Source organism: Brevundimonas naejangsanensis, from assembly GCF_003627995.1.
Taxonomy (GTDB): domain Bacteria; phylum Pseudomonadota; class Alphaproteobacteria; order Caulobacterales; family Caulobacteraceae; genus Brevundimonas; species Brevundimonas naejangsanensis_B.
Map to the genome: position 1 here is coordinate 2,609,816 of NZ_CP032707.1, position 16,067 is coordinate 2,625,882.

At 68.5% G+C, this 16,067-nt stretch carries 18 protein-coding genes; 8 read left to right on the forward strand and 10 right to left on the reverse strand.

What is annotated here, in order from left to right:
• Positions 1-5 precede the first annotated feature (5 nt).
• The 5 genes from D8I30_RS12290 to D8I30_RS12310 are packed head-to-tail and all read left to right on the forward strand — an operon-like array spanning position 6 to position 3,289.
• Positions 6-404: an SUF system Fe-S cluster assembly protein gene (locus tag D8I30_RS12290; RefSeq protein ID WP_121482999.1), complete on the forward strand. Its 399-nt coding sequence runs from the start codon at positions 6-8 to the stop codon at positions 402-404.
• 10 nt (positions 405-414) lie between these two features.
• The gene (locus D8I30_RS12295) at positions 415-813 is read left to right on the forward strand and encodes a HesB/IscA family protein (protein ID WP_121483000.1); all 399 of its coding nucleotides are present in this window, start codon (positions 415-417) and stop codon (positions 811-813) included.
• Between the two features lies 1 nt (position 814).
• Positions 815-1,804: a methionine ABC transporter ATP-binding protein gene (locus tag D8I30_RS12300; RefSeq protein WP_121483001.1), complete on the forward strand. Its 990-nt coding sequence runs from the start codon at positions 815-817 to the stop codon at positions 1,802-1,804.
• Positions 1,804-2,460, forward strand: a complete 657-nt coding sequence (locus D8I30_RS12305; RefSeq protein WP_121483002.1) for a methionine ABC transporter permease — start codon at positions 1,804-1,806, stop codon at positions 2,458-2,460. The genes D8I30_RS12300 and D8I30_RS12305 overlap by 1 nt, the downstream gene beginning before the upstream one ends.
• A gap of 19 nt (positions 2,461-2,479) precedes the next feature.
• A complete protein-coding gene (locus tag D8I30_RS12310; protein ID WP_121483003.1) occupies positions 2,480-3,289 on the forward strand; it encodes a MetQ/NlpA family ABC transporter substrate-binding protein in 810 nt (269 codons plus the stop codon).
• A gap of 34 nt (positions 3,290-3,323) precedes the next feature.
• Here D8I30_RS12310 and D8I30_RS12315 read toward each other — a convergent pair whose 3' ends face one another.
• Complete coding sequence (locus D8I30_RS12315) at positions 3,324-4,382, reverse strand: GGDEF domain-containing protein (protein WP_121483004.1); 1,059 nt, start codon at positions 4,380-4,382, stop codon at positions 3,324-3,326.
• A gap of 81 nt (positions 4,383-4,463) precedes the next feature.
• Positions 4,464-5,945, reverse strand: coding sequence for a DEAD/DEAH box helicase (locus D8I30_RS12320; RefSeq protein WP_121483005.1), 1,482 nt, complete (start codon positions 5,943-5,945; stop codon positions 4,464-4,466).
• Positions 5,946-6,168: 223 nt separating this feature from the next.
• Here D8I30_RS12320 and D8I30_RS12325 point away from each other — a divergent pair, with 223 nt between their 5' ends.
• The gene (locus tag D8I30_RS12325) at positions 6,169-6,537 is read left to right on the forward strand and encodes a hypothetical protein (protein ID WP_121483006.1); all 369 of its coding nucleotides are present in this window, start codon (positions 6,169-6,171) and stop codon (positions 6,535-6,537) included.
• A gap of 181 nt (positions 6,538-6,718) precedes the next feature.
• Here the strand turns inward: D8I30_RS12325 and topA are convergent, their stop codons facing one another.
• On the reverse strand, positions 6,719-9,358 hold the full coding sequence (gene topA / locus D8I30_RS12330; RefSeq protein ID WP_121483007.1) for a type I DNA topoisomerase: 2,640 nt from the start codon (positions 9,356-9,358) through the stop codon (positions 6,719-6,721).
• A gap of 152 nt (positions 9,359-9,510) precedes the next feature.
• Here topA and D8I30_RS12335 point away from each other — a divergent pair, with 152 nt between their 5' ends.
• Positions 9,511-9,696, forward strand: coding sequence for a hypothetical protein (locus D8I30_RS12335; RefSeq protein ID WP_121483008.1), 186 nt, complete (start codon positions 9,511-9,513; stop codon positions 9,694-9,696).
• Here D8I30_RS12335 and dprA read toward each other — a convergent pair.
• The 7 genes from dprA to D8I30_RS12370 all read right to left on the reverse strand — a co-directional run bounded on the left by dprA (position 9,693) and on the right by D8I30_RS12370 (position 15,606).
• Positions 9,693-10,781, reverse strand: a complete 1,089-nt coding sequence (gene dprA, locus D8I30_RS12340) for a DNA-processing protein DprA (RefSeq protein ID WP_121483009.1) — start codon at positions 10,779-10,781, stop codon at positions 9,693-9,695. The two genes, D8I30_RS12335 and dprA, sit on opposite strands and share 4 nt — an antisense overlap.
• On the reverse strand, positions 10,778-11,416 hold the full coding sequence (gene plsY, locus D8I30_RS12345; RefSeq protein WP_121483010.1) for a glycerol-3-phosphate 1-O-acyltransferase PlsY: 639 nt from the start codon (positions 11,414-11,416) through the stop codon (positions 10,778-10,780). The genes dprA and plsY overlap by 4 nt, the downstream gene beginning before the upstream one ends.
• Positions 11,417-11,430: 14 nt before the next feature.
• Positions 11,431-12,741: a dihydroorotase gene (gene pyrC / locus D8I30_RS12350; RefSeq protein WP_121483011.1), complete on the reverse strand. Its 1,311-nt coding sequence runs from the start codon at positions 12,739-12,741 to the stop codon at positions 11,431-11,433.
• The gene (locus D8I30_RS12355) at positions 12,738-13,721 is read right to left on the reverse strand and encodes an aspartate carbamoyltransferase catalytic subunit (RefSeq protein WP_121483012.1); all 984 of its coding nucleotides are present in this window, start codon (positions 13,719-13,721) and stop codon (positions 12,738-12,740) included. Before D8I30_RS12355 ends, pyrC begins: the two co-directional genes overlap by 4 nt.
• Before the next feature lie 23 nt (positions 13,722-13,744).
• Complete coding sequence (locus D8I30_RS12360; protein WP_121483013.1) at positions 13,745-14,668, reverse strand: AEC family transporter; 924 nt, start codon at positions 14,666-14,668, stop codon at positions 13,745-13,747.
• A gap of 1 nt (position 14,669) precedes the next feature.
• Positions 14,670-15,134 carry a Holliday junction resolvase RuvX gene (ruvX, locus tag D8I30_RS12365; RefSeq protein WP_121483014.1) on the reverse strand — a complete coding sequence of 155 codons (465 nt, stop codon included), beginning with the start codon at positions 15,132-15,134 and terminating at the stop codon, positions 14,670-14,672.
• A 172-nt stretch (positions 15,135-15,306) separates the two neighbouring features.
• Positions 15,307-15,606 (reverse strand): DNA-binding protein, encoded by a 300-nt coding sequence (locus D8I30_RS12370; protein ID WP_121483015.1) that lies wholly within the window; start codon positions 15,604-15,606, stop codon positions 15,307-15,309.
• A 171-nt stretch (positions 15,607-15,777) separates the two neighbouring features.
• On the opposite strand from D8I30_RS12370, the gene gatC reads away from it, so the two are divergent.
• The gene (gene gatC / locus D8I30_RS12375) at positions 15,778-16,065 is read left to right on the forward strand and encodes an Asp-tRNA(Asn)/Glu-tRNA(Gln) amidotransferase subunit GatC (RefSeq protein ID WP_121483016.1); all 288 of its coding nucleotides are present in this window, start codon (positions 15,778-15,780) and stop codon (positions 16,063-16,065) included.
• Positions 16,066-16,067 lie beyond the last annotated feature (2 nt).

The following is a 16,067-nucleotide window of genomic DNA, read 5'->3' on the forward strand; positions in this document are numbered from 1 at the left end:
CGAGTATGGACGCCAAGACCGACAACGCGATCAGCGACAGCGACGCCTTCGCCGCCAGCTGGGACGAGCCGCAGAAGAGCGCCCTGTCCCAGGCTGAGCTGGACAAGCTGACGGACGACCTGATCGAGGCGCTGAAGACGGTGTACGATCCGGAAATCCCGGTCGACATCTATGAGTTGGGCCTGATCTACAAGGTCGACGTGTCCGACGACCGCGACGTCCTGGTCGAGATGACTCTGACGGCGCCCGGCTGTCCCGTGGCCGGCGAAATGCCGGGCTGGGTCGAGGACGCGGTGAAGAAGGTCGAGGGCGTGCGCAGCGCCAAGGCCAATCTGGTGTTCGATCCGCCGTGGGACGCCTCCAAGATGAGCGACGAGGCCAAGCTGGCCCTGAACATGTTCTGAGGAGGCCCTGATGACCGAGCTTCAGACCACGACCCGACCCCGACGCCCCCGGCCCAAGGCGGTGACCCTGACGGACGCCGCCGCTGCGCGCGTGCGCGAGATCATGGCCAACGCCGAGAAGGACTATGTCGCCTTGCGCGTCGGCGTGAAGAACGGCGGCTGCGCCGGGCAGGAGTACATCTTCGCCTATGCCGAGGAGATCCAGCCGCTGGACGAGGTGGTCGAGGACAAGGGCGTCACCATCCTGATCGACCCCAAGGCGGTGCTGTTCCTGATCGGCAGCGAGATCGACTATGAGACGACCAAGCTGTCGTCCAAATTCGTCTTCCGCAATCCGAACGAGACCGACGCCTGCGGCTGCGGCGAGAGCGTGACTATCATCCCCGCCGCCGCCCTGGACGCCGACTGACATGATCCGATTGGAGGGCGTGACCCGGCGCTATCGCAGCGCGGCGGGCGACCGCACGGCGGTGGACGCCGTCGATCTGCACGTCGCGCGCGGCGAGGTGTTCGGCGTGGTGGGGCGTTCGGGGGCAGGCAAGTCCACCCTGATCCGCGCCATCAACCGGCTGGAGACGCCCGACGCCGGCAAGGTCTTCGTCGATGGGCGGGAGATCACCGCGCTCAACGCCGCCGACCTGCGCGCCGCACGGCGCCGCATCGGCATGATCTTCCAGCACTTCAACCTGCTGAACGCCAAGACCATCGAGGACAACGTCGCCTTCCCTCTGCGTCTGGAAGGGCGGCCCGAGGCCGAGGTGAAGGCGCGGGTGAAGGAACTGCTGGCTCAACTTGGCCTGGCTGACCACGCGAAAAAGCACCCGGCCCAGCTGTCAGGCGGCCAGAAGCAGCGCGTGGGCATCGCCCGCGCCCTGGCCTGCGGCCCCAGCGTCTTGTTGTGTGACGAGGCGACCAGCGCTCTGGACCCCGAAACGACCGAAGACATTTTGAACCTGCTGGACGGGCTGAACCGCGATCTGGGCCTGACCATCGTCCTGATCACCCACCAGATGGAGGTGGTGCGCCGCGTCTGTGATCGGGTGGCGGTGCTGAAGGACGGAAAGATCGTGGAGCAGGGCGCGACGGCTGACGTTTTCCTGCACCCGCAGCACGCTGTGACCCGCGCCATGCTGGCCGAGGGCGAGGAGGGGATCGACGCCTCGGTCGCGCCCGCCGGGGCGCGCATGGCTCGCCTGACCTTCCGCGGCCCCTCCACCTATGAGCCGGAACTGAGCCGCGTCGCGCGCACGGCGGGCGTGGACTATTCGATTCTGTCGGGCCGGATCAGCCGTATTCGGGGCGAGCCCTATGGCCAGATGACGGTGGCCTTCACCGGCGGCGACGCCGAGGCGGCTCTGGCGCAACTGGCCGCGCGCGGCGTCGTGGTGGAGGCGGTCTGATGTTCGCCAATGTGGACTGGGCCGATATCGGCAAGGCGACGATCGACACCCTGCTGATGCTGGGCGGATCGCTGGCGCTGACGGTGATCCTGGGCGTGCCGCTGGGCGTGCTGCTGTATCTGTCGGGCAAGGGGCGACTGGCGGCCAATCCGGTGCTGAACGCCGTGCTGTCCTTCGTGGTCAATGTGCTGCGTTCGGTGCCCTTCATCATCCTGCTGATCGTCATGCTGCCGGTGACGGTGCTGCTGGTCGGCACCTCGCTGGGCGTCGCCGGGGCCATCCCGCCGCTGGTCGTGGGGGCCGCCCCCTTCTACGCGCGGCTGGTCGAGACGGCTCTGCGCGAAGTGGACAAGGGCGTGGTCGAGGCGACCCAGGCCATGGGCGGTTCGACCTTCCAGATCGTCACCCGCGCCCTGTTGCCGGAAGCCCTGCCGGGCATCATCGCCGGCGCGACCGTCACGGCCATCGCCTTGGTCAGCTACACCGCCATGGCGGGCGTGGTGGGGGCGGGCGGTCTGGGCGACCTGGCCATCCGCTTCGGCTATCAGCGGTTCCAGACCGACGTCATGGTGGTGACCGTAGTTCTGCTGCTGATCCTCGTACAAATTCTGCAGATGATCGGCGACCGTCTGGTCGCTAAGGTCTCGCACCGCTGATTTCCTGAGAGCCCGCCCCATGATCCGCCGTTCGCTGCTGCTGTCCGCCGTCGCTGTCCTGACGCTTGCCGCCTGCGGCCAGGGCGCGGGCAAGAAGGCCGGGGGCGAAGGCGCGCCGTTGCTGGTCGGCGCCACCGCCGTGCCACACGCCGAGATTCTGGAGCAGGTGAAGCCCATCCTGGCCGCCGAGGGCGTGCCGATCGAGATCAAGGTCTTCAACGACTACGTTCAGCCGAACGTGCAACTGGCTGAAAAACGGCTGGACGTGAACTACTTCCAGACCAAGCCCTATCTGGACGAGTTCAACACCGCGCGCGGCACGACCCTGGTCACGGTCGCGGGCATCCATGTCGAGCCGCTGGGCCTCTATTCGCGCAAGCACAAGGCGCTGGCCGACCTGCCGAACGGCGCCCAGGTCGTGCTGCCCAACGACGCCTCCAACACCGGCCGCGCCCTGCTGCTGCTCCAGGCGGCGGGCCTGATCACCCTCAAGGACCCGCAGAATCCGCTGCAGACGGTGCGCGACATCGCCACCAACCCCAAGGGGCTGAAGTTCCAGGAAGTCGAGGCCGCCACAATCCCGCGCATCCTGCCCCAGGTCGACGCAGCGGTGATCAACACCAACTACGCCCTCGACGCCGGGCTGAAGCCGAAGACGGACGCCCTTCAGCTGGAAGGCGCCGACAGCCCCTATGTGAACTATCTGGTGGCCCGCCCGGACAATCAGAACGACCCGCGCGTTCAGGCCCTGGCGACGGCCCTGCGCAGCCAGGCGATCAAGGACTTCATCGCCTCGAAATATGAGGGCGCGGTGATCCCGGCGGCCTGAGCGTTCGCCGGGCGGCCGCGCGCCTGGCTCAGGATCAGGCGGCGGCCGGCGCGGCGGTGTCGGCGTTGGTGACTTGGTTTCGGCCGCCGCGCTTGGAGGCGTAGAGCGCCTCGTCGGCGCGTTCCAGCACCTGGATCGCCGTCTCGCCCGGGCGACGCTGGGCGAAGCCGACCGAGATCGTGACCGCGCCCAGGTCGTCGTTGGTCGAGCGACGGCGCAGGGCGCGCGATCCAATCTCTTCGCGAATGGCGTTCAGGGCGGCCTCGACGGCGCCCGACGTCTCGCCGGGAAAGATGACGGCGAACTCTTCGCCGCCATAGCGGGCGGCGACGCGCGGCGTGCGCGCGATCCGAGCCAGGACGCTGGCGACATAACGCAGCACCTGATCGCCCGTCTGGTGGCCCCAGGTGTCGTTGAAGCGCTTGAAATGGTCGATGTCGATCAGCGCCAGCCCGATGGGCGAACCCTCGGTCTCGGCCTGGTCGCACATGCGCAGCAGCTGCTCGTCAAAGGCCTTGCGATTGGCGAGGTTGGTCAGGGCGTCGGTCATGGCGTCGCGTCGGACCTGCTCCAGGTGATCGCGCAGCTTGACGACCTCGCGGTTGGAGGATTCCAGCCGGCGCTCCAGCGCCGAGGTATGCCGGCGTATCCGCCGCGTGGCGTCGCTGAGCGAGGAGACGATGACGCCCAGGCTGGCGGAATCCGGGGCCGCGGCCATGCGATCGGCCGCCTCGGCCAGGGTGTCTCCGTAGTTGGCCTGGCTCTCGCGCGCCTTGTCGATGGCCGACGCGACCGCCGCCAGTTCGCGGTTCAGCACGGCGCCGGCGTCGCGAATCTCTTCGGAGAGGCGGCTGCGGGGCAGGAACTCGGCGGCTAGCATTTCGGCCGTCGATTCCGTGAAGGGAGCGCCGCTGGCGAGCAGGCGGGCCATTTCCTGGCTCAGAGGGCTGTCAGGCGCGCTCAGATAGTGCAGCCAAAGCTCGAAATTCAGTGGGGTCGGCCAAACAGCGGCCTCCTGCATGGCGTCCACCACCCGATGGGCCAAGGAATAGGCTTCCGGACTGCGGACCGTGGTTTCGACCTGACTGGCCATGCCTTGAATCGCCCCTGGGAAGTTCAGGCCGGGATCCTAGCCCGGCCTTCCGTAACGCAGAGTTAAATCAAGAACTGCTCGTCAATCGGTGAAAACGACCGGCCGACGGAGAAAGGCGGGCACATCGTCACCGAAGGCGCTGCCGCGAATCTCGGCGGCCGGTTTGGACGACGAGGTCGGGATCGCCGGGGAGGCGACGGAAGGACGGTCCTCCGCCTTCTTGCGGCTGCGCGAACGGCGCTTGGCTTCGTCAGGCTTGGCCGGGACGGGTTCGGTCGCAGGGGCGACAACAGTCTCGATTTCGGCGACGGCTTCTTGCGGCGCAGCTTCGACGGGCTTGCGCGAACGGCTGCGTTCGCTGCGTTCACCGCGCCCCCGGCCCCGACCCGAACGGCTGTCCTCGCGCGGGCGGTCCTTGATCGAGGAGAAGTCGATGTCGTCCAGCGGCAGTTCGACCGGCTCTTTCTTGATCAGCTTCAGCACCTTGTCCAACGACTTGTCGTCGGCGGGCGTCACGATCATGAAGGCCTCGCCCAAGCGCCCGGCGCGGCCGGTGCGGCCGATGCGGTGGACGTAGTCGTCGGCGTGGTGCGGGACGTCATAGTTGAAGACGTGGCTGACGGCCGGGATGTCCAGGCCGCGCGCGGCGACGTCGGAGGCCACCAGCAGCTTCAGTTCGCCGCTGCGGAAGTCGGCCAGGGTCTTCATCCGCAGGGACTGGTCCAGGTCGCCGTGGATCGGCGCGGCGTTGAAGCCGTGGACCTGCAGCGACTTGGCGACGATGTCGACTTCCGACTTGCGGTTGCAGAAGACGATGCCGTTCTGAACGTCGCCGCGCTCGACCAGGGCGCGCAGGGCGGTGCGCTTGGCCTTGGGGTCCGAGGTCGGCAGACGGGTGATGTGCTGGGTGATGGTGTCGGCGGTCGTGGCCGGGCGCGCCACCTCGATCCGGGTCGGATCCTTGAGGAACTGCTGCGTCAGGCGCGTGATCTCCGGCGGCATGGTGGCCGAGAAGAACAGGGTCTGGCGACGCGGCGGCGTCAGCTTGAAGATGCGCTCGATGTCCGGGATGAAGCCCATGTCCAGCATCCGGTCGGCCTCATCGACCACCATCAGCTCGACCCCGGTCAGCAGCATCTTGCCGCGATCGAACAGGTCCAGCAGGCGGCCCGGGGTGGCGATCAGCACGTCCACGCCCTTGTTCAGGGCGGCGACCTGGTCGCCCATGGAGACGCCGCCGATCAGCAGAACCCAGTTGAGCTTGGTGCCCTTGGCGTATTTGGCGAAGCTCTCGGCCACCTGGTCGGCCAGTTCGCGGGTCGGGGCCAGCACCACGGCGCGCGGCATCCGGGCGCGGGCGCGGCCCGAGGCCAGGCGGTCGACCATGGGCAGGGTGAAGGCGGCCGTCTTGCCGGTGCCGGTCTGGGCGATGCCGAGGACATCGCGTCCGGCCAGGGCCACCGGGATGGCCTGTTCCTGGATCGGGGTGGCGGTCGTGTAGCCGGTATCGGCGACCGCCTGCAGGGTCGTGGGCGAAAGGCCCAGCTTGGAAAAATCAGTCATGCAGTCCTGAAGGGACGGAGGATAAACGCCTAAACGTCTTCGGCCTTACGGAACCGCCCCTCTTGGGCGAGCGGGCGGCGCGCATCGCCAGTCCTGTCCCGAGCCTGCGGCGGTATATGGAAGGCCCTACGCCTCAGTCAAGTATTTCCGTTCGGAACCGACCGCTTGGCAAGGACATTCGGCTCTGTATTGTCCGCGCAAAGGATTGGGAGAGGGACGCCGCATGCGCGCTGCCGTACTGATAGCGCTGGCCTTGATCGCGCCTGGCGCCGCCTGGGCGTCCGGGCCCGGCGGCGCTGAGGCCATGCAGGCCGCCTTCGGCAACACCATCGTCTCTCACTATCCCGACGGCCACTGGGTCAAGCACTGGTTCGACCGCGACGGCGACTATCGCGCCCAGTTCTGGGACGGTCGGCGGCTGACGGCGCGCTGGGCGCGCGAGGGCGACAAGATCTGCCTGAACAACATCCAGCCGCGCATGATCCTGTCGCGCTTCTGCACCCCTCTGGTCGAGGCCAGCGTGGGCGAGACCTGGCCGGGCCGCGACCCCCTGGGCCGCCGCGTCCGCAACGAACTGGTGGCGGGGCGGTAGGCTCGTAAATCCGCCCTGCGCTCCCTTCCCCCTCGATGGGGGAAGGGCAGGGATGGGGGTGCGTGCGCGACGGTGAAGGTCAGACGCATGAGACGCGTCGGCGTCTCCGGCGGCCTCATTGGAAGGGGCCTGCCTTCACCCCCGCCCAACCCTCCCCCATCGAGGGGGAGGGCTTTCAGCCTTATTCGGCCGCCTTGGCCTTGGTCGTCTTCTTTGCCGGGGCCTTCTTTGCAGCCGGTTTCTTGGCCGCAGGCTCCTTCTTCGCCGCGGGCTCCTTCTTCGCTGCAGCCTTCTTGGCGGGCGCCTTCTTCTTCGGCGCGGCGCCGGCCTTGGCCGCCAGCAGGGGCAGGGCCGCCTCCATCGTCATGTCCTCGGGCGCCGTGCCCTTGGGCAAGGTGGCGTTGATCTTGCCCGACTTGACGTAGGGGCCGTAGCGGCCGGCCATGACCTGCACGGCCTCGCCCGTTTCCGGGTGGGCGCCCAGCTCCTTCAGCGGCGCGGCGGCCGAGGCGCGGCCCGCACGGCCCGCACGCTTCTCGGCCAGCAGGGCCACGGCGCGGTTCAGGCCGACGTCGAACACCTCGTCGATGTCCGCCACGTTGGCGTAGGTGCCAGCGTGGGCCACGAACGGGCCGTAACGGCCCAGGCCCGCCGTGATCATCTTGCCGTCTTCGGGGTGCGGACCCACGTCGCGCGGCAGGCTGAGCAGGCGCAGCGCCTTCTCCAGATCGATCGAGGCCGGGGACCAGCCCTTGGGCAGGGACGAGCGCTTGGGCTTGTCCGCGTCCGGCGGCGTGGTTTCGACATAAGGACCGAAGCGGCCGATCTTGAGGTGCACGGGCTGGCCGGTCGCCGGATCGACGCCGAGTTCGCGATCGCCGCTCTCGGCGCCGCCGTCCGCCGCGTCGGGCGAGGCCACGGCGCGGGTGTATTTGCACTCCGGATAGCGGGAGCAGCCGATGAAGGCGCCGAAACGGCTGGTCTTCAGGCTCAGCTGCCCCTGATGGCAGACCGGGCATTCGCGCGGATCGGAGCCGTCGCCCTTGTCCGGGAAGATGTGCGCGCCGAGCGCCTCGTTCAGGTGATCCAGGATGGCCGTGGTGCGCAGTTCGCCCGCGGCCTGGGTCGCGGCGTGGAAATCCTGCCAGAAGCGGCGCAGCAGGGTCTTCCAGTCCAGGTCGCCCGCCGAAACCTCGTCCAGCTGGGTCTCCAGCGCGGCGGTGAAGTCGTACTCGACCCACTTGGCGAAGAACTGCTCCAGGAAGGCCGTGACCAGCCGGCCCTTGTCCTCGGGATAGAAGCGGTTCTTGTCCATGCGGACGTATTCGCGGTCGCGCAGGGTCGTCAGGATGGAGGCGTAGGTCGACGGACGGCCGATGCCCAGCTCTTCCAGCTTCTTGACCAGGGTGGCTTCCGAGAAGCGCGGCGGCGGCTCGGTGAAGTGCTGGTCGGTGCGGATCGCCTCGACCTTGGCCTTGGCGCCTTCCTTCAGCGCGGGCAGGCGGCCGCCTTCGTCCTCGTCTTCCTCGGCGCCCTTCTGCTTCTCGTCCCGGCCTTCCTCGTAGGCGGCGATGAAGCCGTCGAAGGCCACGACCTGGCCGGTGGCGCGCAGGCCGGTCTGGCCGTCCGGCGTCTCGATCTCGACCGTGGTGCGGTCCAGGCGCGCCGATTCCATCTGCGAGGCGATCATCCGCTTCCAGATCAGCTCATAGAGCCGCTGCAGGTCGCTATCGAGCCGCAGGGTGTCGGGGCTGCGCAGGATATTGGTCGGACGGATGGCTTCGTGCGCTTCCTGGGCGTTCTTGGCCTTGGTCTTGTAGTAGCGCGGCTCGGCCGGGACATAGGCCGGGCCGAAGCGCCGGCCGATGGCCTCGCGCGCCTGGGCGATGCCTTCGGGCGTCACATAGACGCCGTCGGTACGCATATAGGTGATCAGGCCGCCGGTGTCGTCGACGCCCTCATACAGCTTCTGCGCCGCCTGCATGGTGCGCTGGGCGGTGAAGCCCAGCTTGCGCGCGGCCTCCTGCTGGAGGGTCGAGGTGGTGAAGGGCGGAGCGGGGGACCGCTTGGCCGGCTTCTTCTCGACCGACTTGATGGTGAAGTCGCCGCTGTGGACGGCCTCGCGCGCAGCCATGGCCATGGCCTCGGACACGATGTCCAGGCGCTGGACGCGCTTGCCGTCATGCTTGACCAGGCGGGCGGTGAAAGGCGGGCTGTCGGCGATCAGGTCAGCCTCGACCGACCAGTATTCCTGGGCCTTGAACCGCTCGATCTCCATCTCGCGGTCGACGACGATGCGCAGGGCGACCGACTGCACCCGGCCCGCCGAACGGGCGCCCGGCAGCTTGCGCCACAGCACCGGCGAAAGGTTGAAGCCCACCAGATAGTCCAGCGCCCGGCGCGCCAGATAGGCGTCGACCAGCTCCATATCCAGCTGGCGCGGGTTGGCCATGGCCTCCAGCACCGCCGACTTGGTGATGGCGTTGAAGGTGACGCGCTGCACCTCGGTGTCCTTCAGCGCCTTCTTCTTGTTCAGGACCTCAAGCACGTGCCAGCTGATCGCCTCGCCCTCGCGGTCGGGGTCGGTGGCCAGGATGACGCGGTCGGCGGCCTTGGCGGCCTCGGCGATCTCGGACAGGCGCTTGGAGGCCTTGGCGTCCACCTCCCAGTGCATGGCGAAGTCATCGTCGGGCAAGACCGATCCGTCCTTCGACGGCAGGTCGCGGACGTGGCCGTAGGAAGCCAGAACCTTATAGTCCGAGCCCAGGTATTTGTTGATGGTCTTGGCCTTGGCGGGGCTCTCGACGATGACGAGATTCATGGCGCTCTATCGGGGAAAAGGGGGCGCGAACGTGGTTGCGGCGGGCGCGGAAGTCAATCGGCGCATTTTATATGAGCAACCAATAGGCGTAACGCGAGTTTACAAAACACTCTAGGTTGTGCTTCTCTCATGCGTTCTCGGGAGGGTTGACCATGGAAAAGTCAGCGCCGCGGCGCAGGGAGACGGCGAGCCTCGATCCGGTGGATTATCCGATCCGCGAATATGTGGCGGCCATGGCGATGGAACTGGCCGGAATGGCCCGATGGGACGGCGACGAGCGCCTGGCGGGCCTCCTGGAAAGCGCAGCGGATTTGGCGCGCCGCACGGCGTCCGCCTAGCTGGCGGCCAGGCCGCCCGGCAGCAAGGTCGCGCGCCCTGCGAGGTGCAGCTCCAGCAGGGCGGCGGCGGTTTCCGCGATCGACAGGCGCGCGGCGCGCGCCAGTTCGTCGCGGGCGATGGGCGTCGGCGACAGCAGAGCCTCGACCCGGTCCAGCAGGGCGTCGTCGATCTGATCCGGTTGGCCGGGGTCGAACGGCGAATCAGCGGACGGCTCGCGCAGGGTTCTCAAGGAAGCGAAGGCGCGCTCGATATCCTCGATCCCTTCGCACAGGATCGCGCCTTGCCGCAGCAATTCGTTCGGCCCCTTGGAGCGCGGGTCCAGGGGCGAGCCGGGCACGGCGAAGACGTCGCGACCTTGTTCGGCCGCCAGCCGCGCGGTGATCAGGGAGCCGGAGCGGATTTCCGCCTCGACCACCACCACGCCCCGCGACAGGCCCGAGATGATGCGGTTGCGGCGCGGGAAGTCGCGCGCCTGGGCCCGCGCGCCGACAGGGCTTTCGGAAACGATGCAGCCGCGCTCGGCGATCTGGCGATACAGGTCGGCGTTGTCGGACGGATAGATGTTGTCCACGCCGCCGCCCAGAACGGCGACCGTGCCGGTGTCCAGAGCGCCAAGGTGCGCCGCCGCATCGACCCCGCGCGCGAGGCCCGAGACGACGACGTGACCGCTTTCACCCAATTGTTGCGCCAGTCCGCGCGCGATCCGCTGGCCCCCGGCCGAGGCGATGCGCGCGCCGACGATGGCCATGCAGGACCGCTGCATCAGCGTCGGGTCGCCAAGGGTCCACAGCAAAGGCGGCGGCGGATCGACGGCGGCGAGGGCTTCGGGATAGGCGGCCTCGCTCCACAGGATCAGTTGCGCGCCGATGCGGGCGCCCGCCTCAAGCTCGGCCTCGACGGCGTCGGGCGCAGGTATGGCGTAGCCGGTGCGTCCCCGATTGCGGATCAGATCGGGCAGGGCGTCCAGCGCGCGCTTGGCTGAACCGTACCGCTGGAGCAACTGGGAAAAGGCCACGGGGCCGACGCGGTCGGTCCGGGCGAGCCGGAGGCGGGCGAAACGCTCGGCTTCCGACAGCGGCGTCACGCCTTCTTGGCCCCGATCTTGGGCTCGGCGCCTTTGAGCAGGCGGCCGATGTTCTCATGGTGGCGGATGAAGATCAGCACGGCGGTGAAGACCGCGAGGACCAGGATGGGCGCGGGCGCAGGCAGGCCTAGCGCGGGCAGGGGCAGCAGGGCGTAGAGCGGCGTCAGCGCCGCCGCCGCCAGGGCCGACAGCGAGGAGTAGCGCAGGGCGAAGGCCATGATCAGCCAGGTCGCCGCCGCCAGCAGGCCCAGCGGCCAGCAGGCGGCCAGGATCAGGCCGAAAAAGGTCGCCACCCCCTTGCCGCCCTTGAAGCCCAGCCAGACGGGGAAGAGGTGGCCCAGGAAGGCCGCGCCGCCGGCGATGGCGCCCACGGCCTCGGACCCGAACAGATGCCGCGCGATCAGCAGGGCGACCGCGCCCTTGCCCGCATCCAGGATCAGGGTGGCGATAGCCAAGTCCTTGCGCCCGGTGCGCAGGACGTTGGTCGCGCCGATGTTGCCCGAACCGATGTTGCGCACGTCGCCCGCGCCCGCCGCGCGGGTCAGGATGACGCCGAAGGGAATGGAGCCCAGCAGGTATCCGCCAATAGCCACAAGCCCGAGCGTAAGGAGCGCCGGCCCCGCCAGATCCTGCAAGTGATTCGCTCCCCTTAACGTGCGTCGTGGACGATGCGGCCCGAAACGACGGTGAGCAAGACCTTCCCTTGCAGTCGCCGCCCATCAAAGGGCGAATTCTTCGATTTGGAGCGAAGCGTCGCGGCGTCGATCACCACCGGCGCCCCCGCGTCGAACAGCACCAGATCGGCGGGCGCCCCTTGCGACAGCTCACCAGCCTCCAGCCCCAGCAGGGCTGCGGGCCCCTGCGTCATCGGCCGCAGCACGTCCAGCAGGTCGACGCCGTATTCGTGGTGCAGCGTCAGGGCGGCGGGCAGCAGGGTCTCAAGACCCACTGCGCCCGGCTGGGCCTCGGCGAACGGGCGGCGCTTGTTCTCGGCCGGTTCGGGACAGTGGGCCGAGGTGATGACGTCGATCAGGCCGTCGCGCACCGCCTCGACCAGGGCCTGCCGGTCGCTCTCGGCGCGTAAGGGCGGGTCCAGCCGGTAGAAGGTGCGGTAGTCGCCGATGTCGATTTCGTTGAAGCACAGGTGATTGATCGAGGCCGAGGCCGCGACCTCCAGCCCGCGCGCCCGAGCGCGGGCCAGCGTCTCCAGCGCGCCCTCGGTCGAGATCTGGTCGATCAGGAAGCGCGCGCCGGTCTGCTCGACCAGGGCCAGATCGCGCTCCAGCTGGATGCGCTCGGCGATGGCGGGCGCGCCCGACAGGCCCAGCCGGGTCGCCAGTTCGCCCGAGGTCGCCACCGCGCCTTCCGACAGCCACGGCTCGGTCGGGCGGCAGGCGATAAGGGCGTTGAACGAAGCGGCGTAGCTCATGACCCGTTGCAGGGTGCGGGTGTTGCGGATCACCCGGTCGCCGTCGGTGAAATAAAGGGCGCCCGCCTCGTGCATCAGGCCGATCTCGGCCATGCGCTCGCCGTCGCGGGCTTGCGTGGCCGCGCCCGCCGCGCGGACGTGGACCAGATCGAGGGCGGCACCGCGCCGCTGGATGTGGTCGATCATCGCCGGGTCGTCGATGGCCGGATCGGTGTCGGGCTGGACGACGATAGTGGTGACGCCGCCCGCCGCCGCCGACAGGCTGGCCGACTTCAACGTCTCCTTGGGTTCATTGCCCGGCTCGCCGGTCTTGACCCGAATGTCGATCAGGCCGGGCGCCAGGCAGCGGCCCTCGGCGTCTATGATCTGCACGCCCTCAGGGCGTTGGGTGGCCTGGCCGTGGATGACCTCGACGATGCGGCCGTTCGCGATCAGGACCGCGCCGGGGCCGTCATAGTCGCTGGCCGGGTCCAGCAGGCGGGCGTTGACAATGGCCAGAGCCTTGGGGGCGATAGGTTGAGCGGCGGTCATGCGGCGCCTCCCGCGCGGCGGTGGGCGAGGGCGGCCAGAACGGCCATGCGGGCGGCGACGCCCATCTCGACCTGATCCTGGATCAGGGAGACGCTCAGATCGTCGGCTACGTCGGAATCGATCTCCACGCCCCGGTTCATCGGGCCGGGGTGCATGACCTTGGCGTTCGGCGCAGCCCAGGCCAGCTTCTCGCGGTCCAGACCCCAGAAGCGGAAATACTCGCGCGTCGAAGGGATCAGAGCGCCCGCCATCCGCTCCAGCTGAAGGCGCAACATCATTACGACATCGCAACCGGCCAGACCCTCCTTCATGTCGTGGAAGACCTCGCAGCCCCAGCGGTCGGCGTCGCCGGGCACCAGCGTCGGCGGTCCGATCAACCGCACCCGCGCGCCCATCATCTGCAGCAGGGCGACGTTCGAGCGCGCCACGCGGCTGTGGGCGATGTCGCCGCAGATGGCGACCGTCAGCCCGCCCACATCGCCAAAGGCGCGGCGGATGGACAGCAGGTCCAGCAGGGCCTGCGTCGGGTGTTCATGCCTTCCGTCGCCCGCGTTGACGACGGCGCAGCCCACCTTCTGCGACAGCAGGTCCACCGCGCCGGAAGACGCATGGCGCACGACCAGAATCTCCGGCTTCATGGCGTTCAGCGTCACGGCGGTGTCGATCAGGGTCTCGCCCTTCTTCACCGAGGACGAGGCGACCGGCATGGTCACCACGTCGGCGCCCAGACGCTTGGCCGCGATCTCGAAAGAGGAGCTGGTCCGCGTCGAGTTCTCGAAGAACAGGTTCACGACCGTCTGACCGCGCATCAGGTCGACGCCCTTGGCCGATTGTCGGTTGAAGTCGACGAAGGCGTCGGCCAGGTCCAGCAGCGCCAGAGCCGCGGGCGGGTTCAGATCGCCTGCGGCCAGGAAGTGATCGCGGGGGAACGGCGTAAGCCGTTCCTGGATGAGTTCGGTGACGGGAGCGGCTTGGGTCATCGAGACGCCGCTATAGGCGGGACTCAGGCCAGATGGAATAGCAGCAGGGCCATCGGGATGCCGATCACCGAGAATACCGTGGTCGCCGCGATGATCCCGGCCATCAGCGGCGCGTCCCCGCCCATCTGTCGCGCCAGCACATAGGCCGAGGCCGCGCCGGGCGCCGAACCGCACAGCAGGGCGATTCCCTGCGCTGTCTCATCGCCGCCGTAGAGGCGCGCCAACTGCCACATGGCCAGGGGCGTCACGATCATCTTGACCACGACCACGACGCTGACCGTCACCCGCGTGCGCGCCAGTTCGCGGAAGCTGAGGCCTGCGCCCGCCACGATCAGGCCCAGCGGCAGGGCGGCTGATCCCAGCAGTTGCAGCGTCTCGGCCACGCCCGGCGGCTTGGGCGCGCCCGAAAAGTTCAGCGCCAGCCCCAGCAGACAGGCCAGCAGGATGGGGTTGGACATCATCGCCCGGAACAGGGCCTTGGGCGAGGCGCCGCGCTGGTCCGCGCCCCATTTGGCCAGGACGACGACGCTCAGAATGTTGCTGACCGGGATCATGGCGGCGATGACCACGGCGGCTAGGCCCACGCCTTCCGGCCCGAAGGTGGCCTGAACGACGGGCAGGAAAACAAAGCTGTTCCAGCGGATCATGCCCTGAAACACGCTGGTGTAGGCCGGGCCGCTGAGGGGCAGCAGGGGCTTGGACAGCAGGGTCAGGGTCGAGATGATGATGGATACGGTGACGGCGGCGGCGCCCGCCGCGCCCGCGGCCGATCCCGACAGGTCAGCGTTCCAGATCGCCGGGATCAGGAAGCCGGGATAGAGGACATTGATGGCCAGCTTCTCGATGGGCCGCCAGGCGGCGTCGGGCAGATAGTCTGATTTCTTCAGGCCATAGCCGAGCGCCAGCAGCAGGAAGACCGGCAGGACGCCCGCGAGAATGGCCGCCATCTCAGGGGCGCAGCCGGTCCAGCGCGCCTTGCAGGATCCAGGCGGCGGCGGTGCGGTCCACCACGTCGGCGCGGCGCTTGCGGGTCAGGTCCAGCTCGTCGATCAGGAAACGCTCGACCGCCGTGGTCGACAGCCGCTCGTCCTGAAAGGCCACGTTGACCGGCCGGAACCGCTCCAGGTTGCGGGCGAAGGCGCGGCACGACTGGGCACGCGGCCCCTCTGTCCCGTCCATGTTCAGCGGCAGGCCGATGATCAGGGCCGAGACCTTGCGTCCGTCCATGATCTTGAACAGGCGCTCGGCGTCCTGGGTGAATTTGGTCTTGCGGATCAGCTCCAGCGGGCTGGCGATGATGCGCCCGGCGTCGGAGGCGGCGACGCCGATGGTGTTCTCGCCCAGATCCAGACCCAGCCAAGGGGTGTTGGGCGGGCAGGCGGCGGACAGGTCGAAGAGATCGAAGACAGGCACAGCCGGGCGTTAGGGCCTGCGGCGGCGCGTGTCAAAGCGCGCGACCTTTACTACCGCTCATCCCGGCGGACGCCGGGGTCCAGTAAGAGCATCGCGCGCGACGCTGCGCGGGTACGTTTGCCGCGAAAGCACTGGATTCCGGCGTCCGCCGGGATGAGCGGGAGAGGAGGGCTCAGATGTCGTCATCCCCGACCGGCCCGCCTTCATTTTCCAGGCGGCGGATGGAACGGACCTCCTTGCGCGTGAACTTCAGCCGCACGCCTAGGCCGCCGTCGTCCTCGCTCAGGAACACGGCGCCGCCTTCTTCCAGCGCGGCTTGCAGACGGCTGCGCGCCTCCTCTCCGGGGTCGATGTTCTCGCGCTCGAAGCTCGCCAGGGCTTCGAGCGTCAGGCCGGCCAGACGGGCCACATGCTCGCGCGGCCATTGCACCAGGGCGCGGGCGGCGCGGGCTTGGGGGCCGGTGATCTTCATGGCGGCGTCTCCTGTGGTCGGAGTCCCATATTTAGGCGCCGTCCGCGCCTGCGACAGGGGGCGTTTGGCCGCAATGGCCGAGCCGGCTGTCCCCCTGCGCCCAAATCCTTGTCGAAGCGGCGTCGAAACGCTAATCCCGCCCCCTTAGACTCTCATGCTTTGGAGGGCCGCATGGCCATCGACGCCGCGACGGTGCGCAAGGTTGCGCATCTCGCCCGCATCAAGACCCCCGAGGATCGCCTGGAGCCGCTGGCCCAGGAGCTGAACGGCATCCTGAAGTGGATCGAACAGCTGGACGAGGTGGACGTGCAGGGCGTCGAGCCGATGACCTCCAACGTGTCCCAGCCGCTGCGCCTGCGCGACGACGTCGTCACCGACGGGAACAAGGTCGCCGACGTCCTGTCCAATGCACCCAAGTCCGCCGACGGCTTCTTCGTCGTGCCCAAGGTCGTGGAGTAAGT

Bases quoted from the DNA above. Each gene is read 5' to 3' on its own strand.
- topA (WP_121483007.1), bottom strand. From the start codon at position 9,358: ATGAATCTCGTCATCGTCGAGAGCCCCGCCAAGGCCAAGACCATCAAC.
- pyrC (WP_121483011.1), bottom strand. From the start codon at position 12,741: ATGACCGCCGCTCAACCTATCGCCCCCAAGGCTCTGGCCATTGTCAAC.
- D8I30_RS12290 (WP_121482999.1), top strand. From the start codon at position 6: ATGGACGCCAAGACCGACAACGCGATCAGCGACAGCGACGCCTTCGCC.
- D8I30_RS12295 (WP_121483000.1), top strand. From the start codon at position 415: ATGACCGAGCTTCAGACCACGACCCGACCCCGACGCCCCCGGCCCAAG.
- gatC (WP_121483016.1), top strand. From the start codon at position 15,778: ATGGCCATCGACGCCGCGACGGTGCGCAAGGTTGCGCATCTCGCCCGC.
- D8I30_RS12300 (WP_121483001.1), top strand. From the start codon at position 815: ATGATCCGATTGGAGGGCGTGACCCGGCGCTATCGCAGCGCGGCGGGC.
- D8I30_RS12355 (WP_121483012.1), bottom strand. From the start codon at position 13,721: ATGACCCAAGCCGCTCCCGTCACCGAACTCATCCAGGAACGGCTTACG.
- D8I30_RS12305 (WP_121483002.1), top strand. From the start codon at position 1,804: ATGTTCGCCAATGTGGACTGGGCCGATATCGGCAAGGCGACGATCGAC.
- D8I30_RS12370 (WP_121483015.1), bottom strand. From the start codon at position 15,606: ATGAAGATCACCGGCCCCCAAGCCCGCGCCGCCCGCGCCCTGGTGCAA.
- D8I30_RS12325 (WP_121483006.1), top strand. From the start codon at position 6,169: ATGCGCGCTGCCGTACTGATAGCGCTGGCCTTGATCGCGCCTGGCGCC.
- D8I30_RS12335 (WP_121483008.1), top strand. From the start codon at position 9,511: ATGGAAAAGTCAGCGCCGCGGCGCAGGGAGACGGCGAGCCTCGATCCG.
- D8I30_RS12320 (WP_121483005.1), bottom strand. From the start codon at position 5,945: ATGACTGATTTTTCCAAGCTGGGCCTTTCGCCCACGACCCTGCAGGCG.
- D8I30_RS12360 (WP_121483013.1), bottom strand. From the start codon at position 14,668: ATGGCGGCCATTCTCGCGGGCGTCCTGCCGGTCTTCCTGCTGCTGGCG.
- D8I30_RS12315 (WP_121483004.1), bottom strand. From the start codon at position 4,382: ATGGCCAGTCAGGTCGAAACCACGGTCCGCAGTCCGGAAGCCTATTCC.
- D8I30_RS12310 (WP_121483003.1), top strand. From the start codon at position 2,480: ATGATCCGCCGTTCGCTGCTGCTGTCCGCCGTCGCTGTCCTGACGCTT.